General features: G+C 72.4%; 27 protein-coding genes and 2 pseudogenes. 11 read left to right on the forward strand and 18 right to left on the reverse strand.

Annotated elements, in window-relative coordinates; translation table 11 throughout:
* Nucleotides 1-58: 58 nt before the first annotated feature.
* Entirely contained in the window at nucleotides 59-850 is a 792-nt protein-coding gene (locus AB0M97_RS04485; protein ID WP_365959224.1) for a methyltransferase domain-containing protein, read from the reverse strand.
* Between the two features lie 229 nt (nucleotides 851-1079).
* Between AB0M97_RS04485 and AB0M97_RS04490 the strand changes: the two genes are divergently transcribed.
* Entirely contained in the window at nucleotides 1080-2207 is a 1128-nt protein-coding gene (locus AB0M97_RS04490; RefSeq protein WP_365959225.1) for a magnesium and cobalt transport protein CorA, read from the forward strand.
* Nucleotides 2208-2235: 28 nt separating this feature from the next.
* Here AB0M97_RS04490 and AB0M97_RS04495 read toward each other — a convergent pair whose 3' ends face one another.
* Both AB0M97_RS04495 and AB0M97_RS04500 read right to left on the reverse strand, forming a co-directional pair.
* The gene (locus tag AB0M97_RS04495; protein ID WP_365959226.1) at nucleotides 2236-2664 is read right to left on the reverse strand and encodes a CBS domain-containing protein; all 429 of its coding nucleotides are present in this window, start codon (nucleotides 2662-2664) and stop codon (nucleotides 2236-2238) included.
* A 145-nt stretch (nucleotides 2665-2809) separates the two neighbouring features.
* Nucleotides 2810-3442: a uridine kinase gene (locus AB0M97_RS04500; RefSeq protein WP_365959227.1), complete on the reverse strand. Its 633-nt coding sequence runs from the start codon at nucleotides 3440-3442 to the stop codon at nucleotides 2810-2812.
* Nucleotides 3443-3687: 245 nt separating this feature from the next.
* On the opposite strand from AB0M97_RS04500, the gene AB0M97_RS04505 reads away from it, so the two are divergent.
* Together AB0M97_RS04505 and AB0M97_RS04510 are read left to right on the forward strand one after the other, a co-directional pair.
* A complete protein-coding gene (locus AB0M97_RS04505; protein WP_365959228.1) occupies nucleotides 3688-4167 on the forward strand; it encodes an anthrone oxygenase family protein in 480 nt (159 codons plus the stop codon).
* Between the two features lie 123 nt (nucleotides 4168-4290).
* Nucleotides 4291-5778, forward strand: coding sequence for a glutamate synthase subunit beta (locus AB0M97_RS04510; protein WP_365959229.1), 1488 nt, complete (start codon nucleotides 4291-4293; stop codon nucleotides 5776-5778).
* 151 nt (nucleotides 5779-5929) lie between these two features.
* Here AB0M97_RS04510 and AB0M97_RS04515 read toward each other — a convergent pair whose 3' ends face one another.
* Complete coding sequence (locus AB0M97_RS04515; protein ID WP_365959230.1) at nucleotides 5930-6412, reverse strand: carboxymuconolactone decarboxylase family protein; 483 nt, start codon at nucleotides 6410-6412, stop codon at nucleotides 5930-5932.
* Between the two features lie 77 nt (nucleotides 6413-6489).
* Between AB0M97_RS04515 and AB0M97_RS04520 the strand changes: the two genes are divergently transcribed.
* A complete protein-coding gene (locus AB0M97_RS04520) occupies nucleotides 6490-7911 on the forward strand; it encodes a PLP-dependent aminotransferase family protein (RefSeq protein WP_365959231.1) in 1422 nt (473 codons plus the stop codon).
* A gap of 186 nt (nucleotides 7912-8097) precedes the next feature.
* Here the strand turns inward: AB0M97_RS04520 and AB0M97_RS04525 are convergent, their stop codons facing one another.
* Together AB0M97_RS04525 and AB0M97_RS04530 are read right to left on the reverse strand one after the other, a co-directional pair.
* The gene (locus tag AB0M97_RS04525) at nucleotides 8098-8373 is read right to left on the reverse strand and encodes a DUF397 domain-containing protein (RefSeq protein WP_365959232.1); all 276 of its coding nucleotides are present in this window, start codon (nucleotides 8371-8373) and stop codon (nucleotides 8098-8100) included.
* Complete coding sequence (locus tag AB0M97_RS04530; protein WP_365959233.1) at nucleotides 8374-9234, reverse strand: helix-turn-helix transcriptional regulator; 861 nt, start codon at nucleotides 9232-9234, stop codon at nucleotides 8374-8376.
* 266 nt (nucleotides 9235-9500) lie between these two features.
* Here AB0M97_RS04530 and AB0M97_RS04535 point away from each other — a divergent pair, with 266 nt between their 5' ends.
* The gene (locus AB0M97_RS04535; protein WP_365959234.1) at nucleotides 9501-10118 is read left to right on the forward strand and encodes an ATP-binding protein; all 618 of its coding nucleotides are present in this window, start codon (nucleotides 9501-9503) and stop codon (nucleotides 10116-10118) included.
* Nucleotides 10115-10549, forward strand: coding sequence for a hypothetical protein (locus tag AB0M97_RS04540; protein ID WP_365959235.1), 435 nt, complete (start codon nucleotides 10115-10117; stop codon nucleotides 10547-10549). Before AB0M97_RS04535 ends, AB0M97_RS04540 begins: the two co-directional genes overlap by 4 nt.
* 216 nt (nucleotides 10550-10765) lie before the next feature.
* Here AB0M97_RS04540 and AB0M97_RS04545 read toward each other — a convergent pair whose 3' ends face one another.
* The 4 genes and pseudogenes from AB0M97_RS04545 to AB0M97_RS04560 all read right to left on the reverse strand — a co-directional run.
* The gene (locus tag AB0M97_RS04545; RefSeq protein WP_365959236.1) at nucleotides 10766-10948 is read right to left on the reverse strand and encodes a hypothetical protein; all 183 of its coding nucleotides are present in this window, start codon (nucleotides 10946-10948) and stop codon (nucleotides 10766-10768) included.
* Nucleotides 10949-11234: 286 nt separating this feature from the next.
* A pseudogene (locus AB0M97_RS04550) lies at nucleotides 11235-11707 on the reverse strand (DUF899 family protein).
* 8 nt (nucleotides 11708-11715) lie between these two features.
* Nucleotides 11716-13080 (reverse strand): amidohydrolase, encoded by a 1365-nt coding sequence (locus AB0M97_RS04555; RefSeq protein WP_365959237.1) that lies wholly within the window; start codon nucleotides 13078-13080, stop codon nucleotides 11716-11718.
* A pseudogene (locus tag AB0M97_RS04560) lies at nucleotides 13077-13376 on the reverse strand (hypothetical protein); the annotation flags it as partial. The pseudogene AB0M97_RS04560 and the gene AB0M97_RS04555, both read right to left, overlap by 4 nt.
* Nucleotides 13377-13645: 269 nt before the next feature.
* Here AB0M97_RS04560 and AB0M97_RS04565 point away from each other — a divergent pair.
* Both AB0M97_RS04565 and AB0M97_RS04570 read left to right on the forward strand, forming a co-directional pair.
* Nucleotides 13646-14059, forward strand: coding sequence for a RidA family protein (locus AB0M97_RS04565; protein ID WP_365959238.1), 414 nt, complete (start codon nucleotides 13646-13648; stop codon nucleotides 14057-14059).
* Complete coding sequence (locus AB0M97_RS04570) at nucleotides 14056-14562, forward strand: GNAT family N-acetyltransferase (protein WP_365959239.1); 507 nt, start codon at nucleotides 14056-14058, stop codon at nucleotides 14560-14562. Before AB0M97_RS04565 ends, AB0M97_RS04570 begins: the two co-directional genes overlap by 4 nt.
* Before the next feature lie 105 nt (nucleotides 14563-14667).
* Here AB0M97_RS04570 and pip read toward each other — a convergent pair whose 3' ends face one another.
* Together pip and AB0M97_RS04580 are read right to left on the reverse strand one after the other, a co-directional pair.
* Nucleotides 14668-15630, reverse strand: coding sequence for a prolyl aminopeptidase (gene pip / locus AB0M97_RS04575; protein ID WP_365959240.1), 963 nt, complete (start codon nucleotides 15628-15630; stop codon nucleotides 14668-14670).
* A 37-nt stretch (nucleotides 15631-15667) separates the two neighbouring features.
* Nucleotides 15668-16567, reverse strand: a complete 900-nt coding sequence (locus AB0M97_RS04580) for a uracil-DNA glycosylase (protein ID WP_365959241.1) — start codon at nucleotides 16565-16567, stop codon at nucleotides 15668-15670.
* Between the two features lie 396 nt (nucleotides 16568-16963).
* Here AB0M97_RS04580 and AB0M97_RS04585 point away from each other — a divergent pair, with 396 nt between their 5' ends.
* Complete coding sequence (locus AB0M97_RS04585) at nucleotides 16964-17413, forward strand: RNA-binding S4 domain-containing protein (RefSeq protein ID WP_365959360.1); 450 nt, start codon at nucleotides 16964-16966, stop codon at nucleotides 17411-17413.
* A gap of 74 nt (nucleotides 17414-17487) precedes the next feature.
* Here the strand turns inward: AB0M97_RS04585 and AB0M97_RS04590 are convergent, their stop codons facing one another.
* The 6 genes from AB0M97_RS04590 to rpsA form a co-directional block, all read right to left on the reverse strand.
* Nucleotides 17488-17919, reverse strand: coding sequence for a DoxX family protein (locus tag AB0M97_RS04590; protein WP_365959242.1), 432 nt, complete (start codon nucleotides 17917-17919; stop codon nucleotides 17488-17490).
* A 102-nt stretch (nucleotides 17920-18021) separates the two neighbouring features.
* Nucleotides 18022-18717, reverse strand: coding sequence for a class I SAM-dependent methyltransferase (locus tag AB0M97_RS04595; protein WP_365959243.1), 696 nt, complete (start codon nucleotides 18715-18717; stop codon nucleotides 18022-18024).
* 104 nt (nucleotides 18718-18821) lie between these two features.
* Nucleotides 18822-19202: a tetratricopeptide repeat protein gene (locus AB0M97_RS04600; protein ID WP_365959244.1), complete on the reverse strand. Its 381-nt coding sequence runs from the start codon at nucleotides 19200-19202 to the stop codon at nucleotides 18822-18824.
* 50 nt (nucleotides 19203-19252) lie between these two features.
* Nucleotides 19253-19882, reverse strand: coding sequence for a dephospho-CoA kinase (gene coaE, locus AB0M97_RS04605; RefSeq protein WP_365959245.1), 630 nt, complete (start codon nucleotides 19880-19882; stop codon nucleotides 19253-19255).
* A 129-nt stretch (nucleotides 19883-20011) separates the two neighbouring features.
* The gene (locus AB0M97_RS04610) at nucleotides 20012-20950 is read right to left on the reverse strand and encodes a PAC2 family protein (protein ID WP_365959246.1); all 939 of its coding nucleotides are present in this window, start codon (nucleotides 20948-20950) and stop codon (nucleotides 20012-20014) included.
* A 245-nt stretch (nucleotides 20951-21195) separates the two neighbouring features.
* Nucleotides 21196-22698 carry a 30S ribosomal protein S1 gene (gene rpsA / locus AB0M97_RS04615; protein ID WP_365959247.1) on the reverse strand — a complete coding sequence of 501 codons (1503 nt, stop codon included), beginning with the start codon at nucleotides 22696-22698 and terminating at the stop codon, nucleotides 21196-21198.
* A gap of 383 nt (nucleotides 22699-23081) precedes the next feature.
* Between rpsA and AB0M97_RS04620 the strand changes: the two genes are divergently transcribed.
* Nucleotides 23082-23894 (forward strand): class I SAM-dependent methyltransferase, encoded by an 813-nt coding sequence (locus AB0M97_RS04620; protein ID WP_365959362.1) that lies wholly within the window; start codon nucleotides 23082-23084, stop codon nucleotides 23892-23894.
* 127 nt (nucleotides 23895-24021) lie between these two features.
* Nucleotides 24022-26529 carry an ATP-dependent helicase HrpB gene (gene hrpB / locus AB0M97_RS04625; protein WP_365959248.1) on the forward strand — a complete coding sequence of 836 codons (2508 nt, stop codon included), beginning with the start codon at nucleotides 24022-24024 and terminating at the stop codon, nucleotides 26527-26529.
* Nucleotides 26530-26565 lie beyond the last annotated feature (36 nt).

Here is a 26565-nt window from a genome sequence, read left to right on the forward strand (position 1 = left end):
CGGCGCGGGTCATGCCTGTTGCAGGCCTTGTGCCGCTGTGGCCCGTGCCTGTTGCCCCCTATCCCTTGCGCCCCCACGCGGAGATCATCGGGGCGGTCGTGAGGTCCATGGCGCCGGACGCCACGTTCGCGAGGTGGCGGTCGATGTCCTCGTCGGTGGCCAGACCCGCGGTGACGAGCCGGCCGCGGATCTGGCGGATGGTGGCGTCCTCCAGGGCGGCGCAGGCGGGTGAGGCGAGCGGAAAGTACGCGTCGGCCTCCACGCACCGCAGTCCGGCCGCGCGCAGCAGCCGGGGCAGCTTGCGGCCGTGGGCGAGGTCGGCCCCGCGGTCGGCGAGCATCTGGCGGAAGCCGTGCCGCAGCCGGTTGGCGAGCTGCTGTTCGGGGCCGAACTCGTCGGGGCAGAGCAGTGGCTGCAGGGCCGGGTCGGCGTCCTCGACCAGGAGCCGTCCGCCCGGGCGCAGCGCCCTGGCCATCGACCGCAGCGCCTGTTCCCGGTCCCGCACCCGGGTGAGGCCGAGGCGGGCATGGACCAGGTCGAAGCCCTCCCCCGGCGGGCTGTCCGCGCACACGTCGTGGACGCGCACCTCGACCGGTGGGCGGGCGGCCCCAGCGAACCGTGTAACGTCCACGTCGGTGGCGAGGACACGCCCGGTCGGGCCGACCCGCTTCGCGAGCCAGGACGCGACGGAGGTGCCGCCCGCGCCGATCTCCCAGCAGCGCCAGCCCGGTCCGACGCCGAGGGCTTCGAGATGCCGGAAGGTCGTGGAGTCGAAGATCGCGGCGAACGCGGTGAAGCGCTCCGCGTCGGCAGGCCGGTCGTCGAGGAGGTGCCCGTCGGTTCGCATCATACCCCGATCATCCCAGTTGCCCCGGTTTTCCATAGAGGGCGACGCTCCGACGGGACACGCGCCCGGCGGTTGTTCACAGCCCGGAACGCGGCGGAGCGCGTCGGGGCACCACGGGACCAAAGCGGAACATTCCGTTTCCACAGGCTCGTCCGCCGTTCGCGCCGTGCTGGCAAACTGGCCCGACCAGGGCGCGGAGACGCGGCGAGGGTGTCCACGCAAGGAGATCCAGATGTCCATGGCAGGGAATCTGCGGAAGGTCACGAGCATCGGCGGCGTGAGCGGCCTGCGCAGAGTGGCGCGGCTGGCCCGGCGGCGCCCGCGCGTCGACCTGAGCCACCCCGCCCGGTCCCCGCTGGGCTCCTCGGTGGTCAACTGCGTGACGTATCAGGACGGTTGCCGGGTCCCCACGGGCGGCGACCTGGTCGATGCGGTGCGGCAGGTGCGCAGGAGCGGCGTGGGCTTCGTCTGGCTGGGGCTGCACGAGCCGACGAACCGGGAGTTCGCCGGCATCGCCGAGCTGTTCGACCTGCACCCGCTGGCGGTCGAGGACGCCGTCGAGGCCCATCAGCGGCCCAAGCTGGAGCGGTACGGCGAGACGCTCTTCGCGGTGTTCAAGACGGTGTGCTACGTCGAGCACGACGTGCTGACGGCCACCAGCGAGGTGGTGGACACGGGCGAGATCATGGTGTTCGTCGGCGAGGACTTCGTGATCACGGTACGGCACGGGCGGCACGGCTCGCTGGGCCCGCTGCGCGAGGAGCTGGAGTCCGAACCGCAGCAGCTCGCCAAGGGACCGTCGGCGGTGCTGCACGCGATCGCGGATCATGTGGTCGACGACTATCTGTCCGTCACCGACTCGGTGCACAGGGATATCGACGAGGTCGAGACGGCCGTCTTCGCCGAGCAGGGCGCCCGGGTCGATCCGGGCCGGATCTACCAGCTCAAGCGTGAACTGCTGGAGCTGAAGCGGGCGGTGGTGCCGCTGAGCCGCCCGTTGGAGGACCTCGCCACGCGGCCCATACGCGTGGTCGACCCGGAGATACAGGCGTACTTCCGGGACGTCTCGGACCATCTGCTGCGCGCCGTTGAGCAGATCGCCGCCTTCGACGAGCTGCTCAACTCCATCCTTCAGGCGCATCTCGCGCAGGTCACGGTCGCTCAGAACGAGGACATGCGGAAGATCACGGCCTGGGCCGCGGTGATCGCCGTGCCGACGATGGTGTGCGGGATGTACGGCATGAACTTCGACCACATGCCGGAGCTGCAGTGGCGGTTCGGCTATCCCCTGATCATCGGCGTCATATCCGTCGCCTGCCTGGCGCTGCACCGGGGTTTCCGGCGCAACGGCTGGCTGTGACGCGCGCCCTCGGGGCAGGTGGGGCGGCTCAGCGCGTGGGACTCTTGGCGTAGACGCTCTCCGCCCAGCTCGCGATCTGGTCGTCGGCCAGGTGCCGGGCGAGGTCGGACTCGCTGATCATGCCGACGAGCCGCTTGTTCTCGATGACGGGGAGACGGCGGATCTGGTGCTGCTGCATCTCCCGGAGGACTTCGCTGATGTCGGCGTTCGCGTCGATCCAGCGCGGGGTGCCCTGGGCCATGTCGCCCGCGGTGACCCGGGACGGGTCGTGGCCCATGGCGACACAGCCGACGACGATGTCGCGGTCGGTGAGGATGCCGCAGAGCCGTTCGTTCTCGTCGCTGATGGGCAGGGCGCCGACGCCCAGTTCGCGCATCATCTGGGCGGCCCGGTCCAGGGTTTCGTGGGCGGGGATCCACTGGGCGCCGCGGTGCATGATGTCTCCGGCGGTGGTCATTCGGTACCTCCTGGTGCCGGACGGCCGGCGCGGTGCGGAGGCGCACCGCTAGTCCCGGCGTCCAACATTCTTGCCGCGCCACCCGGCACCCGCACCCGGAGCCGGTACGGGTGGGTTCCGCCGCCGGCAGCGGGGAGCGGCCGGTTCACCCGTTCCACGCCGGGTGATTCGGGTCGTCGGCGCGCACCAGGACGTCGGCGGTGTTCGCGGGGTCGGTCTCGTCCTCGTAGCGCTCGAACGCGGGCAGGGTCCAGTGGTCGGTCCCGGGGGTGCGGCGGCGCAGCGCGCCCGGGGAGAGGAGGACGTGGACGGTCAGGTCGAAGGGGAACCAGTGACGCAGGAGAAGAGGGCCGTGCATCAGCAGGACGCCGCCGGGCGGGAGTTGGACGTAAGGGCTGCGGGTGGCGCGGTCGGTGACCGGGTCCCACAGGTCGGGCAGGACGCGTCCGTCACCGCCGGGGTCGAGGGGCCCGAACACCTCGCGCCACAGGGCGCCGGTGTCGTACCAGCCGCTGTAGAAGGACTCCAGGTCCTGACGGCCGTACTCCAGGCGCAGCGAGGCCGGGCGCAGGAAGCCCTCCGTGCCGACGACGAGCGAGGGGCGTCCGCGCACGCGCAGCGCCTCGCTGACGCGTTCGGCGAGGTCACCGGGGCGGGCGGCCGGGGCGCCGTCGAAGGCGACGCGCGGCCAGGGACTTTCGTCGGCCGGCCTCAGGTCGAGCAGACGCTCGGCGAGCAGGTCGCCGAGCCGGTCCCAGGTGATCGCTTCGAGTCGCACAGGCCCATGATGCGCCGTCCACCGACGGACGCGACGGGCCGCCCGTGCCGGACGGGCAGTCCTTCCGGAGACGGTCCCTGGACGCTCGCGTATGGCTCCGCGCGGCTCGGCGATGGTCGTCGTGCCCGCGCGCGGCTTCACTGGTGGTGACGGCGGGACGGGCGGCATCGGGAGACGGCGGGCGGCATCGGGGGAGGGATTTCCCGGGTTCAGGATGTGCAGGTCAAGACGGGGGTGACATCGACATGATCGACGGACCGTATGTCGTGCTGACGGTGCTGGGGGTGCTCGGTACCGGGCTGACGGCCGGGGTGTTCTGCGGCTTCTCGGCCTTCGTGATGAGAGGGCTGGCGGCGCTGCCGCCGGCGCAGGGCGTCGCCGCGATGCAGCGGATCAACGTGGCGGCGGTGCGGCCGGCGTTCATGCTGGTGTTCGCCGGGTCGGCGGTGCTGGCCGTGGTCATGGCCGTGGTGGCGTTCGTGCTGTGGCCGGACGACGGGGCGGTGGAGCTGCTGCTGGGCAGCGGGTTGTTCCTGTTCGGCTCGTTCGGGGTGACCGCCGCCGCGAACGTGCCGCGCAACAACACGCTGCAGGCGATGGAGCCGGGCACGCGGGAGGCGGCGGCGTACTGGCCGGCGTACGTGCGCGAGTGGACGGCGTGGAACCACGTCCGTACGGCCGCCTCGGCCGCGGCGGCGCTGTCCTATCTGCTGGCGCTCACCTGACGAAGCCGCCGAAAGCGCTGTCCCGCGGCTCTGCGCCGGGGGCCGAGGCGTCGTATCGTGGCCGGAAGCGTGCCGCCCCCGACGGCGCACGGTCTGCCACGAGCGCACCTGAGGAAGACGGCCATGGGCGATCCCAGGGGTTTCATGACCACGCCGCGCGAGGAATGGCCGCGGCGGCCGGTCGAGGAGCGGGTGCGGGACTGGGACGAGGTCTACGTCCCCGGGGCGTTGCTCCCCCTCATCAGCAGGCAGGCCGACCGCTGCATGGACTGCGGCATCCCCTTCTGCCACGACGCCTGCCCGCTCGGCAACCTGATCCCCGAGTGGAACGACCTGGTGTCCCGCGAGGACTGGCGGGCGGCGTCCGACCGGTTGCACGCCACCAACAACTTCCCGGAGTTCACGGGCCGGCTGTGCCCGGCGCCCTGCGAGGCGGGCTGCGTGCTCGCCATCAACCAGCCCGCGGTCACCATCAAGAACGTCGAGTGCGCCATCGCCGACCGGGCCTTGGAGGAGGGGTTCACACAGCCCAGCCCGCCGGACCGGCTGTCCGGGCGGACGGTGGCGGTGATCGGGTCGGGTCCGGCCGGGCTGGCCGCGGCGCAGCAGCTGACCCGGGCGGGGCACACCGTCGCCGTGTACGAGAAGGACGACCGGATCGGCGGGCTGATGCGGTACGGCATCCCCGAGTTCAAGATGGAGAAGCGGCATCTGGAGCGGCGGATCGAGCAGATGCGGGCCGAGGGCACCAGGTTCCGTACGTCGACAGGGGTCGGGCGGGACGTCGATGCCGCCGGGCTGCGGGCCCGTTACGACGCCGTGGTGATCGCCACAGGTGCGACGGCGTGGCGGGAACTGGCCGTGCCCGGGCGGGAGTTGGCTGGTATCCACCAGGCGATGGAGTATCTGCCGCTGGCCAACCGGGTGTGCGAGGGGGACCTGGAGGCGTCCCCGCTGTCAGCCGCCGGGAAGCACGTCGTCATCGTCGGCGGCGGCGACACCGGGGCGGACTGTCTGGGCACCGCGGTGCGGGAGGGCGCCGCGTCCGTGACCCAGCTGGACATCTACGCCCGGCCCGGCACCGAGCGCGACGAGGACACCGCGCCCTGGCCGACGTACCCGAAGGTCTACCGGCTGTCCGCCGCCCACGAGGAGGCGGGCGAACTGCGGACGGCACCCGCGGCGGACGCCGATGCCCGGCTGTTCTCGGCGTCGACGCTGCGCTTCACCGGCGACGCGGAAGGACACGTGCGGGCCCTGCGTCTGGTCGAGGTGGACGCGGGGCGCCGTCCGGTGCCGGGCAGCGAGCGGGCACTCCCCGCCGACCTGGTGCTGCTCGCCCTCGGCTTCTCGGGGCCCGACCGGCGCGACGGGCTGGTGGACCAGCTGGGCCTGGAGCTCGACCCGCGCGGCACGATCAAGCGGGACGCGGGCTTCGCGACCAACGTGCCCGGCGTGTTCGCCGCCGGCGACGCCGCGCGCGGACAGTCGCTGATCGTCTGGGCGATCGCGGAGGGCCGGGCGGTCGCGGCAGCCGTCGACCGCCATCTCACGGGCCGTACGCGTCTGCCGGCACCGATCGGTCCGTACGACCGGCCGATGAGGGTGTGACCGGTCGGCGGGGGCCGCGGACCTGTCGACGGTGAGGCCGGCCGACGGCGCGTGGAGCGGCCGCCTCGCGCCCTCGACGCCTCAGCCAGGCGGCCCCGCCCGCGGGACACCGCCCTTCCGGCGCCGCCCCGCGCGGGCCGCAGCACGTCGCCTACCGCTCGTCCGTGCCCGCCACCTTCTGAGTGGCGAGGGCCACCCGGTTCCAGGTGTTGATCGTGCAGATGAGGGCCAGGACCCGGGCGAGTTCTTGCTTCTCGAAGTGGGCCGCGGCCCGTGCGTAGACGTCGTCGGGAATGCCGTCGTCGGCGACCAGGGTCACGGCGTCCGTCAGGGCGAGGGCGGCCTGCTCCTTCTCCGTGAAGAAGTGCCGGGCCTCGCGCCACACGGCGACCATGTGCAGCCGGTCCTCGCTCTCACCGGCCTTGCGGGCGTCGTTGGTGTGCATGTGCAGGCAGTACGCGCAGTGGTTGAGGTGGGAGGCGCGGATCTGGATCAGTTCGACGAGCGCCGGATCGAGCCCTTCGCGGGCGGCGGCGTCGAAGCCGATGAGGGCGCGGAAGGCCTTCGGGGCGGACCGGGCGAAGTTCAGGCGGGTCCCGGCGGGCGCGGCGGCGACAGCGCCTGGAGCGGACATGGGCATCGTGTTCGTCGCGGGAAGGTGCATGTCCCTCACCCTATGAACCGGAAAGACCGACTGTAGGGTTCATTTCCATGCCGGATTCGCGGGTCAATTCATGGGTCGACTCCGCCGAGCGGATCGGTGCCGACCTGCACCTGGAGCTGTCCGGGCCGGGAGGCCGCCGGGCCGCGCTGACCGGCGCCCTGCGCGAGGCCGTGCGCAGCGGGCGGCTGGCGCCAGGCGCCCGGCTGCCGCCGTACCGTTCGCTCGCCGCGGACCTCGGCGTGGCCCGCAACACGGTGGCCGACGCGTACGCGGAACTCGTCGCCGAGGGCTGGCTGACCGCCCGCCAGGGCTCCGGAACGCGGGTCGCCGAGCGGGCCGAACCGCTGCGCCCACGCGCACGCGTGCCGAAAAAGTTGCCGCCACGCGTGCGTGGCACCCGCCACGACCTGCGGCAGGGCACCCCGGACGCGTCGGCGTTCCCGCGCGCCGCCTGGCTGGCGTCCTACCGGCGGGCGCTTCAGCAGGCGCCGAACGAGGCGTTCGGTCCCGGCGACCCGGCCGGACGGCGCGAACTGCGCGAGGCGCTCGCGGAGTACCTGGCACGCGCGCGTGGCGTGCGGACGGAGCCGGGCCGCATCGTGATCTGCTCCGGCTTCGCGCACGCCGTAGGGCTGCTGTTCGGCGGCGGGGTACTGCGCGGTCCGCTGGCGGTGGAGGCGTACGGCCTGTCCTTCCACCGGAAGCTGCTCACGGCGGCGGGCGTACGGACCGTTCCCCTGCCCCTGGACGACGACGGGGCACGGGTGGACCGGCTGGGGCGGGAGCGGGCCGTGCTGCTGACACCGGCGCACCAGTTCCCGACCGGGGGACCCCTGCACCCGGAGCGCCGGGCCGCCGTCGTGGACTGGGCACGCGCGCGTGACGGGGTCGTCCTGGAGGACGACTACGACGGGGAGTTCCGCTACGACCGCAAGCCCGTCGGCGCCGTCCAGGGCCTCGACCCCGAGCGGGTGATCCACATCGGCTCGGTGAGCAAGAGCCTGTCACCCGCGCTGCGGCTGGGCTGGATGGTGCTGCCGGAGCGGTACGTCGACGGCGTGCTGGCCGCCAAGGGCGACCGTGAGGCCTGGGCGAGCGTCCTCGATCAGCTGAGCCTGGCGGACTTCCTGGCCTCCGGGTCGTACGACCGTCATGTGCGGCGCATGCGGCAGCGGTACCGCAGCCGCCGGGACCGTCTCGTCGCAGCCCTCGCCGAGCACGCCCCGCACATCGCGGTGACCGGGGTGGCGGCGGGGCTGCACGCCGTGCTCCGCCTGCCGCCCGGCACCGAGCGGTCCGCGGTCAAGGCCGCCGCCCGGCACGGCATCGCGCTGGACGGACTCGCCGGTTTCCGGCATCCGGCGACGGACATGGAGCCGCGCGAAGGGCTGGTCGTGGGCTACGCGACGCCGTCGGAGGCCGAGTACGGACCGGCGCTTGAGGCGCTGTGCCGGGTGCTGCCGGGCTGACGCACGCCGCCACCCGCCGACCGGGATGCCGGACGACGGGTGGCGGATGGCAGGTGGTGACCGGTGACGGGTGGGATGGGGGATGCAGGTGGCGGAAAACAGCAACTGCTGGTGATCAACTCAGGACGTATCTCATGACCAGCTCAGAAAAGCCGTGCGGACAGGACCCGCACGGGCGCGTTCCGCTCAGGACAGCAGGAAGTCCGCCTCCCCCGCCTTGGCGCCCTCGATGAAGGCCGTCATCTCGTCGGACGTGTAGATCAGCGCCGGCCCGTCCGGGTCGGTGGACTGCCGGACCGCGATCCGGCCGTCGGCGAGCTTCATCGCCTCCAGGCAGTTGCCCCCGTTGCCACCGCTCCACGGCTTGTGCCAGCCCTCGCTGCCCAGCTCCCGCGCGGGCATGCCGTTGTAGATCCGCTCGGTGCGGACCCGCGGCTGAGGCTCGGGCTTGATGCGGTTCATTCACAGCTCCTTGCGGAGATCCCGCAGGATCTCCTTCGTGCGATGTGCCGTAGCGGCCAGTGCCGCCATGCGGTCCATGACCTCGAGGTGGGCCGCCACCTCGGCACGCGCGTCGAGGTAGACGGCTCCGGTCAGGTACTCGCTGTAGACCATGTCCGGAAGTTCGGGCATGGCGAATCGGAACAGCACGAACGGCCCGTAGGTGCCGGGGTGCGGCCCGTTGGCGAACGGCGCGACCTGCAGCGTCAGGTGGGGCAGGTCCGCGGCCTCGAGCAGTCTGTCGATCTGGGCCCGCATCACCTCCGGACCGCCCACCGGGCGGCGCAGCGCGGTTTCGTCCATCACGACCCACAGCCGGGGCGCGTCCTTGCGGGTGAGCAGTTCCTGCCGTTGCATGCGCAGGGCGACGTGCCGCTCGATGTCCTCGGGCCGGGTCTGGCCGATGGCGCCGGACCGCAGTACCCCACGCGCGTAGTCCTCGGTCTGCAGCAGGCCGGGGACGAAGTGGGGCTCGTAGCTGCGGATCAGGCTGGCGGCGCCCTCCAGGCTGACGTACATCGAGAACCAGCCGGGCAGGATGTCGTGGAAGCGCTGCCACCAGCCGGGCTTGTTGGCGTCCTCGGCGAGCTCGACGAAGGCGTCGGCCTCGTCCTCCGGGACCCCGTAGGCCTTCAGCAGCACCTGGAGGTACGGGATCTTGAGGGCGACCTCGGCCATTTCCATGCGGCGGACCGTGGCGGGGGCGACGCGGAGGACGGCGGCGGCCTCCTCGCGCTTCATCCCGGCGCGTTCCCGCAGGTCCATCAGGCGCCGGCCGAGGACGACCTGTCCGACGGTCGGCGCGGACCGCGGTTCACTCACGCTCCACCTCCAGAAGAATCCCCAGCGGGTACCGGCCGGTTCCATGGTCCACCGGGCTCCGTCGGATTCCGCGAAAGGATCCCGACAGCCCGGCGGCGCCATTCGAAGACCTGTTCGAAGACCGGGGCAGTCTTCTTGATCTCAATTGGCGCCGCTCGACGTGCTGTTGCGAGCAGTGTGCCACGGCGCCTCACCGCGTCATACAGCACTCTGCATTTTTCATAGTGACACTTGCCAAGTGTTCGCGACGGGGCGATAGTGGCACCGTGATCCCGTCCGCGCCCTTAGGAACAGACGCCGCCGTCGGCCCGCTCGGTCCCGGCGCCGTCACGGGAGGCACCCCTCACGGGGCGGCTGCCCAGCGCCGGTTCCGCTTCGAACTGGCGGCACATCCGGGCTCTCCCGCGCAGGCCAGACGCCTGACTCGCGCACGACTGAACGGCTGGTCGGTGTGCGAGGACACGTGCGACACCGCGTCACTCGTGGTGTCCGAGCTGGTCACCAACGCGATCGTGCACACCGCCAGCACGCACATAGTGTGCGAGCTGCACGACGGCGACGACCTGCTGCGCATAGCCGTACGTGACGAGGGCTGCGCGCCGGGTATGCCGCAGGCGGCGTCCCGGCAGCGCCCCGAGGAGGAGCACGGGCGGGGACTGCTGCTCGTCGACGCCCTGTGCCACGCCTGGGGTGTCCACGAGCACGGCCCGGGACTGCTGGTCTGGGCCGAACTGCCGCGCCAGGCGGACACACCGCGCGACCCGTCGGAACCGCGCAACGACCTGGGCTGGGGCGCACGCCCGAAGCCGGGCGCGCCCGGCGGCTCCGGCGGCGAGGGGGACGAAGCGGAAGCGCACGCGGGATCGGGGGCCGCGTGGAAATGAGGGCTGCGTCCGGCGGCCGGGCGATGTGCCTGGACACGCTGGTCGGCCTGCGGCGCGGGCTGCGCCCGCCGGGTGTGCCCCGGCGACTGGCCGTGCCCGACGGCATGACCGCCCCGCTGGGCTGCGACGCGGTGGCGACACCAGCCCGCCTCGGCCCTCTGCTGCTGCCCCGGCTGCCCCGCGTGGGGTGCGTCTACGGCGATGAGACGCACTGGTGGTGGATCGTTCCGCCCGACTCCGACTACGCCCTGGACTGGCCCGCGCCCGCGCACTACGCCATCGGCGCGATGGTCCCCGACACACCGAGTGCGCCGGGCCTCGTCCACCGGCCGGACGGAACGGTCCCCTATACGCCGCCCATTCCGCTCTACCTGGCACTGTGCAGCCTGACGGGCACGACGCCGGTCTGGTCGCGGCCGGTCAGCGCCTGAGGCGGGGTGAAACGCCTCAGGCCACAGGGCCCGGCGCTTGCGGCCCGCAGGCCTCAGGGCTCTTTGGTTTTTTTGGGATCTCCGGTGTTCTGGGCTCATTCTCCCTGGACTGCATTGCCCTTTTGGATCCCTGGGCCTTTGAGCGCGTTACTCTCCGGGACCGTTTGGCCATCGGATTCTTACCGGGGAAAGAGGTACGCGGCAGCGCCGCACAGTTCACGCGACAGCGTCGATCGCCGCGTCGCTCGGCACGACGACCAGGAACATGTCCGTCGCAAGATCCATGACTACCTCGGCCTGCAGGCCCTCCACACGCCGCGCCTGCGCGAACTCCTCCGCTGGCCACGAGCCGCGCGGCCCGCCTGCGGGAAAGCGTTCGAGCACCGTTCGCCCGTTCACCCTGTACCTCCATGTAGCGTTGTACTGGTGTAGTTAAACGCCATGGAGGCCCAGAACGCCTCGTGAAGTGACGGTACTGAGACATACTTGACACCCGTTCACCGCCCAATGTGAGCACAATCTCAGCATTTCGGGTGAGCGATTACGGTGCGTCTCAGTCCGCGTACAGTTCCCGCGGTCTCGCGGTTCTGGCAGTTCCAGCGGTTCTGGCAGTTCCAGCGGTTCTGGCAGTTCCAGCGGTTCTGGCAGTTCTCGCTTCAGTGCTGTTTCACTCGCTTCGCTCGTTTCAGTCGTCGTACTCGTCGTGGTGGCGAATGCGCGCGCTTCCCGCGGGCGCGCCGAGGGCCGTCGCGCGCCCCTTGGGTTCCTCCCGCTCCTCCTGACGCCCCAGTGCCGTCAGGTCGAGCAGGCTGGTGGTCGAGCCGAGCCCGTCGAGACCCCGTTCGTACGTCGAGTAGGTGTGGAAGACCCGGTCGCGGTCGCGCAGGAAGCAGCTGAGGCCGAGCAACTGCGGCAGCCGGCCTCCCACTCGGGCGCGAACATGAAGTGGTGGACGACCAGTTGGGCCCGGCCGTCGAAGAGGTCGAGGAGTGAGGCCTTGCCGTCGCCGCCCTCGAAGACGTACTCCTTGCCGATCTCGACCATGGGCAGTCTGCGCCGCTCGGCGTTGAGCGCGTCCTGTGCGCGCGTGGCCTCCTTCTCCTCAACGAGCAGTCCTCGCGTGCGGCGCTCCGGCGAGAGGCTGTGAGCTGGAGGGATTTCCCTGCTCAGGTGTCGTATTCCTGGATGCGCCGGCCGTGGGCGCGGTCCACGAGCGCGGGCAGCCGCTCCTCCAACTCCGCCGCGACCGCCGCCACGTCGATGGTCAGCAGTTCGCGGTCGCGCATCAGGACACGCCCGTCGACGATCGTCGTACGGACGTCGGCGGAGCGGGCGCTGTGCACCAGGGTGGCGGCGAGGTCGTGGACGGGCCGGGTGTGCGGGCCGGTGAGGTCCACGAGGACGATGTCGGCGCGGCGGCCCGGCGCGATACTGCCGATGGTGTCGCCGAGGCCGACGGCGCAGGCACTCTGCAGCGTGGCGTGGTGCAGGGCCTGCCGGGACGTCAGCCAGCGGGGGTCGCCCTCGGTGGACTTCTGGACCAGCGAGGTGAGGGCCATCGACTCCCACACGTCGAGGTTGTTGTTGGAGGCGGCGCCGTCCGTGGCCAGCCCGACGGGGACGCCGATGCCGCGCAGGGCCCGCACCGGTGTGGTGGTGGGCCAGGCGAACTTGAGGTAGCCGCGGGGCGCGCTGGCGACGGCGACACGCCCCCCGGCCCCGGCCAGCAGCGGCAGGTCGTGTTCGAGGATGCCGGTGCCGTGCGCGATGAGGACGTCGGTGTCGAGGATGCCGGTGTGGGCGAGGACCTCTATGGGGGTGCGGCCGTGCCGGGTGAGGCTCGTGTCGGTCTGGTCGCGGTTCTCGGCGGCGTGCAGGTGCACGGGCAGGCCGTGGGCGCGGGCGAGGTCGGCGGTGGCGGCGAGGTCGGCGTCCGTGACGGTGTAGGGGGCGTGCGGAGCGAGAGCCGTGGTGATGCGTCCGCCGGCGGCGCCGCGCTGCCGCAGCGCGAAGTCGAGGGACCGCTCCCGCCCTTCGGGCCCCTGCGAGGAGAAGTAGGCCTCGCCGAGCAGGGCCCGCATCCCGCACTCGGCGACCACGGCGGCCACGGCGTCCATGGCGAAGTAGTGGTCGGCGAAGCAGGTGACGCCGCCACGGATCATCTCGGCGCAGGCCAGCCGCGCGCCCAGCTCGACGTGCTCTGCGGTGAGGTTGGACTCCACGGGCCAGACGACCCCGTTGAACCACTCCTCGGTGGGCAGGTCCTCGGCGAGGCCACGCAGCGCGACCATCGGCGCGTGGGTGTGGCAGTTGACGAGCCCCGGCATCGCGACCTGGCCGCGCGCGTCGATGTGCTCGGCGGCGGACAGCCCGTCGGTGCTGGCCGCACTCGTCACGGCTTCGACAACGCCGTTGCGTACGACGATCGCGGCGTCCTGCGCGAACCCGATCCGTTCCTCGTCGTCGTGCACGAGGACGGTGCAGCCGGTGATGAGGAGGTCGACGGTGACTTCCGCGGTGGCAGGCCTCATTCCGCCACGGTACGACGGGGAGGCGGGGCGGAGGAGCCTTCCGGACATGGCGCCTCCGGCACGGTGAGGAGTTCCTCTGCCTCGGTGACGGCCGCGATCAGCGCCTGCGGGCCGGGCCGCAGGCCGCTCAGCAGGGTGTCGGTGGCACCCAGTCCCGCACGCTCGACGAGCCCTTTCTCGTTGGTGACCCACTCGCCGCGTGCCGCCATCAGCGCGTGTGCCGTGTGGGTCGTCGCGACGGCGATCGCGCCCGCGACCTGGGTGACCGCGCCCCTGGGGGCGTGGCCGGCCTTAGCGAGGCGTCGGGAGGCAGAGGGGGGTCGTCAGGGGCGCCGGAAGCGTACGCGGCGTACCCCGGCGCACGCACGGCGATATCCGGGTGCGCCGCGCGATCCGAAGGCCGCATCATCGGCGGGTTGCCTCTCGTCCGGGGCGGTCGTCGCTCGTCCGGGGAGATCGCCTCCCGTCGGGGAGGTCGCCTTCTCGCCACTCGGTGAGTCACGTGAGGCGCCTCCTCATCCCGCGGCGAGGTGCCGCCCCGCCCGCCCGATCCACTGGAGCCCGCATGATCCGCCGCGTCACCGCACCCGGCCTCTTCCCGCCACCCGCCTACGCGCACGCGTCCGTCGTCGAGGCCGGTACCCAGCTCGCCTTCCTCGCCGGGGCCGTGCCCCTCGACGCCGGCGGGAACCTCGTCGGGGAGGGAGACCCGGTACGGCAGGCCGAGCAGGTGATCGCCAACCTCACGGAGCAACTTCGAGCGGCGGGCAGCGATGTGGAGCACGTCCTGACGACCGACGTGTACGTGGTGAGCGACGAGCCCGCGACCCTGTCCGCCGTGTGGGACGTCGTCACGGCGTCCGGCCTGAGCGCCGGGCCGCACGCGTCGACCCTGCTCGGCGTGGCCTGCCTCGGCTACCGGGGCCAGCTCGTGGAAATCACGGCGACCGCCGTGGTCCCCGAGGAGCGCCGGCCGTGAGCCACGACACGACCCGCGAAACCACTGGGGCCGGCGAGGCGACCGTCGTGCTGCGGCGGGCCGTGGCCACCGATGCCGAGGCGGCGGCCGGTGTCTGGCTGCGGTCGTTCTCCGCCGCACTGCCGACCGTCGTGCGGCCCCGGTCCGACGACGAGGTGCGCTGGTATTTCCGGGAGGTGCTGGTGCCGCAGGCGCACACGTGGGTCGCCGAGGCGCCGGGCGGAGGCCTGGTGGGCGTGATGGTGCTCGCCGACGGGGAGCTGGCTCAGCTCTACCTCGACCCGGACTGGCGGGGCTGCGGCCTCGGCGACCGCTTCGTCGCCCTCGCCAAAGAGCGATCCCCGTCCGGGCTGAGCCTGTGGACCTTCCAGGTCAACGAGTCCGCCCACCGCTTCTACGAACGGCACGGCTTCGAACCCGCCGAGCGCACGGACGGCAGCGGCAACGAGGAGCACGAGCCTGACGTGCGGTACGTGTGGCGACCTGGGCGTGCGGCGAGGTGACGGGGACGGACGGGCGAACGACCTCAGTCCGAGCCGTCGAGTGACGGCACCGCGCGTGCCCGTCCGAACCCCGGCCCGCGCCCGCCGACCCCACGTCCCGTCCCGTCAACCGCGCGCGTACCTGTCCGTCGCCGCCACCAGCGCGTCCGCGACTCCCGGGGTGCCCGCGTCGTGTCCGGCCTCGTCCACGACCACCAGTTCGCTCCCGGGCCAGGCGTGGTGCAGCCGCCACACGGTGCCGAGCAGATTGCCGAGGTCGAGGCTGCCCTGGACCATCGTGCCGGGGATGTCCGTGAGCAGAGGCGCGTCGCGCAGCACGACTCCCTCGTCGTTGCCCGCGCCGAGGAAGTGGTCGTTGCCGAAGTAGTGCGTGACCGTGCGGGCGAAGCCCATCCGGAACACCGGGTCCTCGAAACGCGCCACCGAGCGGGGCGGCGCCGGAATGATCGCCGTCTCCCAGTCGGTCCAGGCGCGCGCCGCCTTCTCGCGCAGTTCGGGATCGGGCGACTCGATGAGCCGGTTGTACGCGGCGGCCAGGTTCCCGTCCCGCTCCTCTTCCGGGACGAGGGCGAGGAACCGCTCGAACGCCTCCGGGAAGAGCCTGCCCAGTCCTCGCGTCAGCAGCGTCACCTCGCGGGTCGCGGCGGTCGCCACCCCGGTCAGCACCAGCTCGGACACCACCCCCGGATGCGTCTGCGCGTACCGCAGCCCGAGCACCGACCCCCACGACCCGCCCCACACCAGCCAGCGCCCGATCCCCAGGTGCCGGCGCAGCGCCTCCAGGTCGGCCATCACATGCCCGGTCGTGTTGACGCTCATGTCCGTGTCGTACACGCTCGCGTGCGGCGTCGAACGTCCGCTCCCCCGCTGGTCCAGCAGCACGATCCGATAGGCGACGGGGTCGAACAGCCGACGGAGGTAGGGACTGCTGCCGGAGCCCGGCCCGCCGTGCAGCACGAGCGCGGGCTTGCCGCGCGGGTTCCCGCAGGTCTCCCAGTAGACGCGGTTGCCGTCACCGACGTCGAGCATCCCGTGGTCGTACGGTTCGGTCTCCGGATACAGGCCCATCCGGGCACCGTAGCGTCCACGGAGCGGATCGGTCGTCTCAGTTTTCCGCGGCCACCGCCAGCCCGGCCGCCCGCGCCGCCGTGCGCAGCACATCCCGCAACATCTCCGGGGTGAGCCGCCCGGTGAACGTGTTGCGCTGACTTACGTGGAAGCACCCGAACAGATCCAGCCGCCGGTCATCGGGTTCACGTCCCTCAGGCTCACCGCGTCCCTCGGACCCGCCGTCTGCCTCCCGCCCGTCACGGCCGCCCGGCTCCCCGCTGCCGGCGGCCTCCCCATGACCGTCCTGCTCGCCGCTGTCGGCGGGTCCCTCATGACCGCCGTGTCCGCCGTGTCCGTCATGGGTGCCGGGCACGTCCGAGCCGGCGAGAGTCACCCGGGCACCGTGGGCGAACACCGGCCGCGGCCTCGGCACCGTCCAGCCCGCCTCCGCGAACGCCGGCAGAGCCGCCTGCCAGCCGAAGGCGCCGAGTACGACGGCGGCCCGCAGCGTCGGCCGCAACAACCGCAGTTCCTGGACCAGCCAGGGCCTGCAAGCGTCGCGCTCGCCGGGGGTGGGCTTGTTGGCGGGAGGCGCGCAGTGGACGGGCGACGTGACCCGCACCCCGTACAGTTCCAGCCCGTCCCCAGCCGCGACGGACGTGGGCTGCGAGGCCAGGCCCACGTCGTACAGCGCCCGGTACAGCACGTCCCCGGAACGGTCCCCCGTGAACATCCGCCCGGTCCGGTTGCCGCCGTGCGCCGCCGGGGCGAGGCCGACGATCAGCAACCGCGCGTCCGGCGGCCCGAAGCCCGGCACGGGCCTGCCCCAGTACGTCTCGTCGGCGAAGGCGGCACGCTTGACCTGGGCCACCTCCTCCCGCCAGGCGACCAGCCTCGGACAGGCCCGGCAGTCGGAGAGGCGCCGGTCGAGCAGGGTGAGGCTGCTGGTGTCCATGCCCCCAACGGTAGGCCGACGAAATTTCCGACGCCCTGTCCCGGCCCCGGTATTAAGGTCGGGGGCATGGTTGCCAAGGATGCGGACCACGACATGGCGGACGGGACAGCCGGGGCCCCACGACGCGGCGGCTCCCGCCGCGCCGACCAGGCACGCGCGGCCGAAGACCCGACCGTCGCCGGGGCCGCTGCTGAAGGCCCGACCGGCCCCGGGGCCGACGCCACAGGCCCGACCGGCACCAGGGCCGAGTCTGAGGGCACTCCCGGTACCAGTGCCCATGCCGGCGCTGAAACCACGACCGGTGCTGGCGCTGGAAGCGCCGCCGGTGCCGGCGCTGGAAACACCGCCGGTGCCGAGAACGGCGCCCCCGCCGCTCAGGACGCCCTCGACCCGAAGATCGCGGCCGCCCTCGCCGCCGCCCAGGCCGCCGGTCCCAAGAGCGGTGAGACCGTCCGCATCGACAGCTGGATCTGGGCCGTCCGCCTGGTCAAGACCCGCTCCACAGGGGCCACCGCCTGCCGGGGCGGTCACGTCCGCGTGAACGGCGAGCGCGTGAAGCCCGCCCACTCCGTGCGCGTCGGCGACGAGGTACGGCTGCGGCACGAGGGACGTGAGCGGGTCGTCGTCGTCAAGCGGCTGATCCGCAAGCGGGTCGGCGCCCCGGTCGCCGTCCAGTGCTACGTCGACAACTCCCCGCCGCCCCCGCCCCGCGAGGCCGTCGCCCCCGCCGGCATCCGCGACCGCGGCGCCGGACGCCCGACCAAGCGGGACCGCCGTGAACTGGAACGCCTGCGCGCCCTGAAAGGCCTGAGCAAGCCGGGCGGCCGACCCGGCACCGGACGGTGAGGCAGATGCCGTCCCGAGACCGGAGCCGCCGCGCATGACGAGGGTTCCGTCCCCGGGGACGCACCCCGACAACGTCACCGGGACAGTCTGAGTATGCGCAGCAGATCCGCGTTGTGTCCGCGCCGGGCCCACGCGATGAGGGCGAGCGGCAGGATCAGGATGACCGGGGTCGCGGCGTACTCGCCGTCGAAGACGGTGACCTGGACGACGAACGCGCCCACCATGAGCGCGCTGAGCGCCATGGCCGCGACCGATTGCAGTACGGGTATCAACAAGGCGACCGCACCGGCGAGTTCGAGTGCGCCGATGGTGTACATGCCCGCGCTGCCCCAGCCCAGCTCGTCGAACGACTCGGCGGCCGACGAGTGCGCGATCAGCTTGGGAAGGGCACTCGCGATTCCGAAGAAGAGCGCGAGTGCCACCTGGAGACCGCGCAGGGCGATACGGGCACGCCGCCCCTCGACGCTCGCGGGTTCGACGACGGCGGACGCGGTGTTTTCGGACATGGATCCTCCTGTGTGAAACGGTCGTGCGCTGGCACAGAGGAAGACCGCCGCGCCCCCGGCAATTCATCGCTCGCCCAAGTCCTTTTTGACGGGGCCTCTCTCCTACCCGTCCCCCGGCACTGCCCTCACCCACGTCCCGTCCTCCGTCAGGTATCGGTCCACCCGCAGGCCCGCCTCTTCGAGGGCCTCCTCGAACTGCTCTCTCGTCAGGGGGCGGGACAGGAAGGTCTGGGTCCATATCGCGTCCGGGAACGCGTACTCCACGTGGATCGAGTTGGCCCCGTCGCCCGCCGGCTCCGCCGACACGATGCGCACGGTGAAACCGGCGGGGTCGACCCACTCGCGCGGCACGCGGGTGTGGAAGTCCTCACCCTCCCGCTGGATCAGCACGCAGCCGTCCTGCGCGACATGCCGGACGCAGGTGCGCAGCAGCCCGCGCCGCACCTCGGGGTCCCCGGCGTGCACGAGGAAGGACGCGAGCATCACGACGTCGAATGTCTCGCCCAGGTCGAGCTTCTCGATCGGGCCGCACACGGTGCGCGCTCCGCGGACGCGCTCCAGCATCTCGGCGGACTCGTCGACCGCCGTGACCGTGAATCCGCGTTCCAGCAGTGGGTGCGTCACCCGGCCCACGCCGCAGCCCAGCTCGAGGATGTGCGCCCCCGCCGGGACGGCCGCGGCGATCACGTCCGGCTCGTTCCCCACCGGCAGCCGGGTGTACAGCTCGACCGCGCAGCCGTCCGGGGTGATCGCCCCGGGTCCTGTCCCCTCGTAGCCCTGACGCATTTTCAGTTCCATGCCCGTCCAACGGGCCGCGTCCGCACACCCGTTCCCTCTCGGGCACGGTTCACCCGACAGGGGGACGGCTGGCGGCGCGCAGCCCGGGCCGTGGGGCACGGCGCTCAGGAGTCGAAGCGTGCGGCCTTCAGGTATTCCGGGTTGGGGTCCAGGGCGGCGGCCAGCCGGAAGTGGCGTTTGGCCTGGTCGGGGCGGCTGAGACGCTCGTAGGTGCGGGCCAGCGCGAAGTGCGCGAAGGCGTTGTCGGGCTCGCGTTCCAGGACGATGCTGAATTCCAGTTCGGCGGGTCGCAGCTGTGCGGCGGCGAAGAAGGCGCGCGCACGCAGCAGTCGCGCCGCGGTGTTCTCCGGGTGGGCGGCGATCACGCCGTCGAGCAGCTTCACCGCGCCGCGCGGATCCCGTGCGGCGAGCAGCTGCTCGGCGGCACGGAAGTCGATGACATGGGTCTCCGGAGTCCGTCCGGTCGATCCGCTGCTCTCGTGCACGGCAGAGTCCTTCCCACGTGGGAAGGGTTCAACGCGTGAACCGGGGGCCGCTATTCCTCCCGGGCCCGAGGCGGCTGCCGCGTCACGTGGGCCCGGCGGGCCAGCTCGGCCCACACGTCCTGCACGCGCTGCCGCAGCTCCTCCAGCGGTCCGTCGTTGTCGATGACGATGTCCGCGATCTCCCGACGCTGCTCGCGGGTGGCCTGGGCGGCCATGCGCGCCCGCGCGTCCGCCTCGGTCATGCCCCGCTGCCGTACCAACCGGTCGAGCTGCGTCTCGGGGCTCGCGTCCACGACGATCACGAGGTCGTACAGCGGCGCGAGGCCGTTCTCCGTGAGCAGTGGCACGTCGTGGACGACCACGGAGTCGTCGGCGGCGGCTTCCTCCAGCTCGCGGGAGCGGGCGGCGACCAAGGGGTGCACGATCTTGTTCAGGACGGCCAGCTTCTCCGGGTCGGCGAAGACGATCGAACCCAGTCCAGGCCGGTCCAGGCTGCCGTCCGGGGCGAGGACGTCCGTACCGAAGGCCGCCACGACCGCGGCGAGGCCGGGCATCCCCGGCGCGACGACCTCGCGCGCGATGCGGTCCGCGTCGATCAGGACCGCCCCGCACTCGACGAGCAGCCGTGACACCTCGCTCTTGCCGGCGCCGATCCCGCCGGTCAGGCCCACCTTCAGCATGAGCGGAAGCTTAGGCCCTGCCACCGACAAGCCACTCGCCGGGACGGCGGACCGGCACGCCAATCGGGCGGCAAACCAGCCACCCCGCTGCGAAAGCCCGCTAGCCCTCGCCTCGCCTCCCCGCGCCCGCTAGCCGTCCCCTTCCCGCTCCGCCAGGAAGCGTTCGAACTCGCGCCCGATCTCGTCCGCCGACGGGATCTCGACTGGCTCGGCGAGCATGTTGCCGCGGGTCTCCGCTCCCGCTGCGGCGTCGTACTGGTGCTCCAGACCCTGGATGAGGGCGGTGAGTTCCTCGTCGCCCTCCTGGATCTGCCGGTCGATCTCCGTCTGCGTGCGGTGCGCGTCCGTGCGCAGCCCGTGGGCGATGCCGGGCAGGACCAGTCCGGTCGCCGCCGTGATGGCTTCCAGGACGGACAGCGCCGCGTCCGGGTACGGGGAGCGGGCGATGTAGTGCGGGACGTGCGCGGCGACGCCCAGGACGTCGTGTCCGGCCTGCATCAGGCGGTATTCGACGAGTGCCTCGGCGTTGCCGGGCACCTGGGCCTCTTCGAAGGGGCTGCGGTGGCCGGGGACGAGGTCGGTGCGGTTGCCGTGCGGGGTCAGGCCGACGGGCCGGGTGTGCGGGACGCCCATCGGAATGCCGTGGAAGTTCACGGACAGGCGTACGCCGAGGCGCTCCACGACCTGCTGGACGGCCGCGGCGAAACCCTCCCACTCGACGTCGGGCTCCGGGCCGGACAGCAGCAGGAAGGGCGCCCCGGTGGCGTCCTGGAGGATCCGCACCTCGATGGCGGGCTCCTCGTAGTCGGTCCAGCGGTCGCGCTGGAACGTCAGCAGCGGGCGCCGGGCGCGGTAGTCCACGAGCCGGTCGTGGTCGAAGCGGGCGACGAGTTGGTGGGGCAGCGAGTCGAGCAGCCGGTCGACGATCTGTTCGCCGGTCTCCCCCGCGTCGATGTAGCCGTCGAAGTGGTAGAGCATGACAAGGCCGGCCGATTCCTGGGCCAGTGCCATGTCGACCACGGCCAGGCCCTTCGGCTCCCATGCGTACAAACCCTGCGGATCAGGCACAGTGACCGTTCCTCCTCGTGTTCGTACTGGACAACGTGGCGCGGGGCACAGGCATTCCCCGCTCGTGTCCTTGATCAGGTTGTCCGCACCGCCCTCTTGCTCCGTCGTCGCCGGTCGTGGGCGTGCGCGCGGTGTGCGCCAAGCCGCCGGCACTCACCGCGGACATGGCTGAGGGCCCGCATCCATGAAGGATGCGGGCCCTCAGTCGAAGAGCTACTGCGCAGTGATCAGCTACTGCTCAGTGGTCAGCTCTGGCCACCGGCGAGCTTCTCGCGCAGCGCGGCCAGCGCCTCGTCCGAGGCAAGCGCGCCGGAGTTGTCCGGGCCCTCGGAGGAGTACGAACCGCCACCACCGCCACCGGACGCGGCCGGAGCGGCGGCCTCGCCACCCTCGGCGGCAGCGGCGGCGTCGGCCTCGCGGGACTTGATGACCTGCGCCTGGTGCTGCTCGAAGCGCTGCTGCGCCTCGGCGTACTGGCGCTCCCACTCCTCGCGCTGCTTCTCGTAACCCTCGAGCCAGTCGTTGGTCTCGGGGTCGAAGCCCTCGGGGTAGATGTAGTTGCCCTGGTCGTCGTACGACGCGGCCATGCCGTACAGGGTCGGGTCGAACTCGACCGCCGACGGGTCGGCACCGAAGGACTCGTTGGCCTGCTTCAGCGAGAGGCTGATGCGGCGGCGCTCGAGGTCGATGTCGATGACCTTGACGAAGATCTCGTCGTTGACCTGGACGACCTGCTCCGGGATCTCCACGTGGCGCTCGGCCAGCTCGGAGATGTGGACCAGACCCTCGATGCCCTCGTCCACGCGGACGAACGCACCGAACGGAACCAGCTTCGTGACCTTGCCGGGCACGACCTGGCCGATCTGGTGGGTGCGGGCGAACTGCTGCCACGGGTCTTCCTGGGTCGCCTTCAGCGACAGGGAGACGCGCTCGCGGTCCATGTCGACGTCCAGGACCTCGACCGTGACCTCCTGGCCGACCTCGACGACCTCGGAGGGGTGGTCGATGTGCTTCCAGGACAGCTCGGAGACGTGGACCAGGCCGTCGACGCCACCCAGGTCCACGAAGGCACCGAAGTTGACGATCGAGGAGACCACGCCGGAGCGGACCTGACCCTTCTGGAGGGTCGTGAGGAAGGTCTGGCGCACCTCGGACTGGGTCTGCTCCAGCCAGGCACGGCGGGACAGGACCACGTTGTTGCGGTTCTTGTCCAGCTCGATGATCTTGGCCTCGAGCTCCTTGCCCACGTAGGGCTGGAGGTCGCGGACACGGCGCATCTCGACCAGGGAGGCCGGGAGGAAGCCGCGGAGGCCGATGTCGAGGATGAGACCACCCTTGACGACCTCGATGACGGTACCGGTGACGATGCCGTCCTCTTCCTTGATCTTCTCGATGGTGCCCCAGGCACGCTCGTACTGGGCGCGCTTCTTCGAGAGGATCAGGCGGCCTTCCTTGTCCTCCTTCTGGAGGACAAGGGCCTCGATCTCGTCACCGACGGCGACGACCTCGTTCGGGTCGACGTCGTGCTTGATCGAGAGCTCTCGGCTCGGGATGACACCTTCGGTCTTGTAACCGATGTCGAGCAGGACCTCGTCCCGGTCGACCTTCACGATGACGCCGTCGACGATGTCGCCGTCGTTGAAGTACTTGATCGTCTCGTCGATCGCGGCGAGGAAAGCTTCCTCGTTACCGATGTCGTTGACCGCTACCTGCGGGGTGGTGGCGGTGGTCTCGGTGCTGCTCGTCATGTGGGAAAGGGCTCCGGTACGGACATTGAAGTCGTAGGTACTGCTTACGCCGGGAGCCCGTTTCGCTCTGCAGAAGCCGGACAGCCAAGGAAGCGCCAATCCAGACACCGGGTGCCCGGTGGCGCCTCGACAACCGAGGGGACATACAACAGATGCGAGCGCAGCCTGCTACGTCTGAGGTGCGCAGGCCCGCAGCGCAACTTGTAGCATACGGGGGCCGCCGGGCAGGGTCAATGCGCGAATCGCGCACCCGGGGCGGATCACCGCATACCCGGCACAGATCCAGCCTCCCGAGGCCATGAGGGCACCGGGCTGTCCCTGTTCCGTGCGACCGCGCGGGAGCGACCGGACGGGCTGGACGGAAGAGTACGACGAGGGAGCCGATCATCCAAGAGCCCGTAGCGTCCGAACCCGAGGCCACCCGTCGGGACGCCGGAGTCGCGGAGAGCGTCCGGGCGAACCGCGGCTGGTGGGACCGCAACGCGGACGAGTACCAGACCGAGCACGGCACGTTCCTCGGCGACGACCGGTTCGTCTGGGGGCCCGAGGGCCTGGACGAGGTGGAGGCCGAGCTGCTCGGCCCGGCCGAGGAACTGAGGGGCCGGGACGTCCTGGAGATCGGGGCCGGTGCGGCGCAGTGCGCGCGCTGGCTGGCCGCACAGGGTGCCCGCCCGGTCGCCCTGGACATCTCGCACCGGCAGCTCCAGCACGCGCTGCGGATCGGCGGATCGTTCCCGCTGGTGTGCGCCGACGCGGGCGCGCTGCCCTTCGCCGGCGGCTCCTTCGACCTGGCGTGCTCGGCGTACGGGGCGCTGCCCTTCGTCGCCGAGCCGGTGCTGGTGCTGCGGGAGGTGCGCCGGGTGCTGCGGCCGGGGGGCCGGTTCGTGTTCTCGGTGACCCATCCGATCCGCTGGGCGTTCCCGGACGAGCCGGGCCCGGAAGGGCTCACCGTCTCGGGTTCCTACTTCGACCGCACGCCGTACGTCGAGCAGGACGAGGAGGGCCGGGCGGTGTACGTCGAGCACCACAGGACGCTCGGCGACCGTGTGCGGGACGTCGTGCGGGCGGGCTTCCGGCTGGTGGACCTCGTGGAACCGGAGTGGCCGGCCTGGAACACCGCGGAGTGGGGCGGCTGGTCCCCGCTGCGCGGCAACCTGATCCCGGGGACGGCGATCTTCGTCTGCGAGCGGGACTGAGGACGCCGTCGGCGCGAGCGGGTGCAGCAGGCGTGCACGCGCGTGTGCGGGACGTCTCCTGCCGCCGCGACCGCCGGCCGGCACGCGCGCGTGCGAGACGGCTTCGGGCGCGTACGACACTGGGGGCGTGATCCGTTACGACGCTCTGGACGGCCTGCCCGTACGCACCGCCCTGCCCGCGCTCGGCGACGCCCTGGCGGGACACGGCGCCGCCGTGCTGGTCGCGCCGCCCGGGACCGGCAAGACGACGCTGGTGCCGCCGACGCTCGCGGGACTGCTCGGAGACGGGCCCGCGCGGCGGGTGGTCGTCGCCGAGCCGCGGCGAATCGCGGCGCGGGCGGCGGCCCGGCGCATGGCGTGGCTGCTGGGCGAGAAGGTCGGTGACAGCGTCGGTTGCACGGTGCGCGGTGAGCGGGTGGTGGGGCGGCACACGCGTGTGGAGGTCGTGACGACCGGCGTGCTGCTGCAGCGGCTCCAGCGGGACCAGGAACTGTCCGGCGTGGACGTGGTGGTGCTGGACGAGTGCCACGAGCGGCATCTGGACGCCGACACGGTGGCGGCGTTCCTGTGGGACGTGCGCGAGACGCTGCGCCCGGAGCTGCGGCTGGTGGCCGCGTCCGCGACGACCGACGCCGAGGGCTGGGCGCGGCTGCTGGGCGGAGCGCCGGTGGTCGAGGCGTCGGGGATGTCGTACGACGTGGAGGTGGTGTGGGCACCGCCGGCCCGGCCGGTGCGTCCGCCGCACGGCATGCGGGTCGATCCGGCGCTGCTCGCGCACGTGGCGTCGGTGGTGCGGCGGGCGCTGGCCGAGCGGGACGGGGACGTGCTGTGCTTCCTGCCGGGCGTGGGCGAGATCGCCCGGGTCGCCGGGCAGCTCGGGGATCTCGGCGCCGTGGACGTGCTCCAGGTGCACGGGCGCGCCCCGACGGCCGTGCAGGACGCGGTGCTGGCGCCCGGCGAGCGGCGCCGGGTGGTGCTGGCGACGTCGGTGGCGGAGTCGTCGCTGACGGTGCCGGGCGTGCGGGTGGTCGTGGACTCGGGGCTGGCGCGGGAGCCGCGGGTCGACCACGCGCGTGGGCTGAGCGCGCTGACGACGGTGCGGGCTTCGCAGGCGGCGGCGCGGCAGCGGGCGGGACGGGCCGGGCGTGAGGCGCCCGGCGCGGTGTACCGGTGCTGGGCGGAGGGCGAGGACGCGCGTCTGCCCCGTTTCCCGGCGCCGGAGATCAAGGTGGCCGACCTGACGGCGTTCGCGTTGCAGGTGGCGTGCTGGGGCGATCCGGACGCGTCCGGGCTGGCGCTGCTGGATCCGCCGCCGGGCGGGGCGATGGCGGCGGCGCGGCGGGTGCTGACGGCGGTGGGGGCGGTGGACGCGGCGGGGCGGGCCACTGAGCGGGGCGTACGGCTGGCGCGGCTGGGGCTGCATCCCCGGCTGGGGCGGGCGCTGCTGGATGCCTCGGCGGTGCTGGGTGCCGAGCGGGCCGCCGAGGTGGTGGCACTGCTCAGTGAGGAGGCGCCCCGGGAGTACGGGGACGATCTCGCCGGTGCGTTGCGGGCCGCGCGGCGTGGGGGTGACGCCTATGCGACGCGGTGGCGTGCGGAGGTGCGGCGGCTGCGGGGCGTCGTGGGCGAGGTGTCCGGACCGGCCGCTCGCGGGGGCGTTCCGGAGGACCGTGCGGCCGGGCTCGTCGCCGCCCTGGCCTTTCCCGAGCGGGTCGCCGCGGCGGACGGCGGCTCGTACCTCATGGCCTCCGGGACCCGCGCCGAGTTGTCCGACGGGTCGGCGCTGCGGGGTGCGCCCTGGATCGCCGTCGCCGTGGCCGACCGGCCCCTGGGCAAGGGGCACGCGCGTGTGCAGCTCGCGGCGGCGATCGATGAGGATGCCGCCCGCCTCGCGGCCGGTGCCCTCTTGAAGGAGCACGACGAGGTGCACTGGGGCGAGGGAGACGTCGTCGCGCGGCGCGTGGAACGGCTGGGGGCGGTCGAGCTCGCGGTGCGGCCGCTGCGGGAGGCGGCTGCCGGGCTGGTGCGCGAGGCGCTGCTGGAGGGGCTGCGGCGCGAGGGGTTCGCGCTGCTGCGGTGGTCGGCGGACGCGCTGGCGCTGCGGCAGCGGCTCGCCTTTCTGCGGCTGCACCTCGGCGAGCCCTGGCCGGACGTCGGCGACGAGGCCCTGCACGCGCGCGTGGACGAATGGCTGGAGCCGGAGCTGGGCCGGGCGCGGCGGCGGGCGGATCTGGCGCGGATCGACGCCGGTGAGGCACTGGGGCGGCTGCTGCCCTGGGCGTCCGGGGAGGCCGGGCGGCTCGACGAACTCGCCCCCGAGCGGATCACCGTACCCAGTGGGTCCAGAATCCGGATCGACTACTCCCGTCCGGAGCAGCCCGTGCTGGCCGTGAAGCTCCAGGAGATGTTCGGGCTCCAGGAGTCGCCCCGGGTCGCCGGGGTGCCGGTCCTGGTGCACCTGCTCTCCCCCGCCGGGCGGCCCGCCGCCGTCACCGCCGACCTCGCCTCCTTCTGGAAGGACGGCTACAAGGGCGTACGGGCGGAGCTGCGCGGCCGGTATCCGAAGCATCCGTGGCCCGAGGACCCGGCGACCGCGGAGCCGACGCGGCACACCAACGCCCGGCTGCGGCGCTGACGGCCACGCATCGCACGAGGGCACGCACACGGTCAG

Source organism: Streptomyces sp. NPDC051207 (assembly GCF_040682395.1).
Taxonomy (GTDB): domain Bacteria; phylum Actinomycetota; class Actinomycetes; order Streptomycetales; family Streptomycetaceae; genus Streptomyces.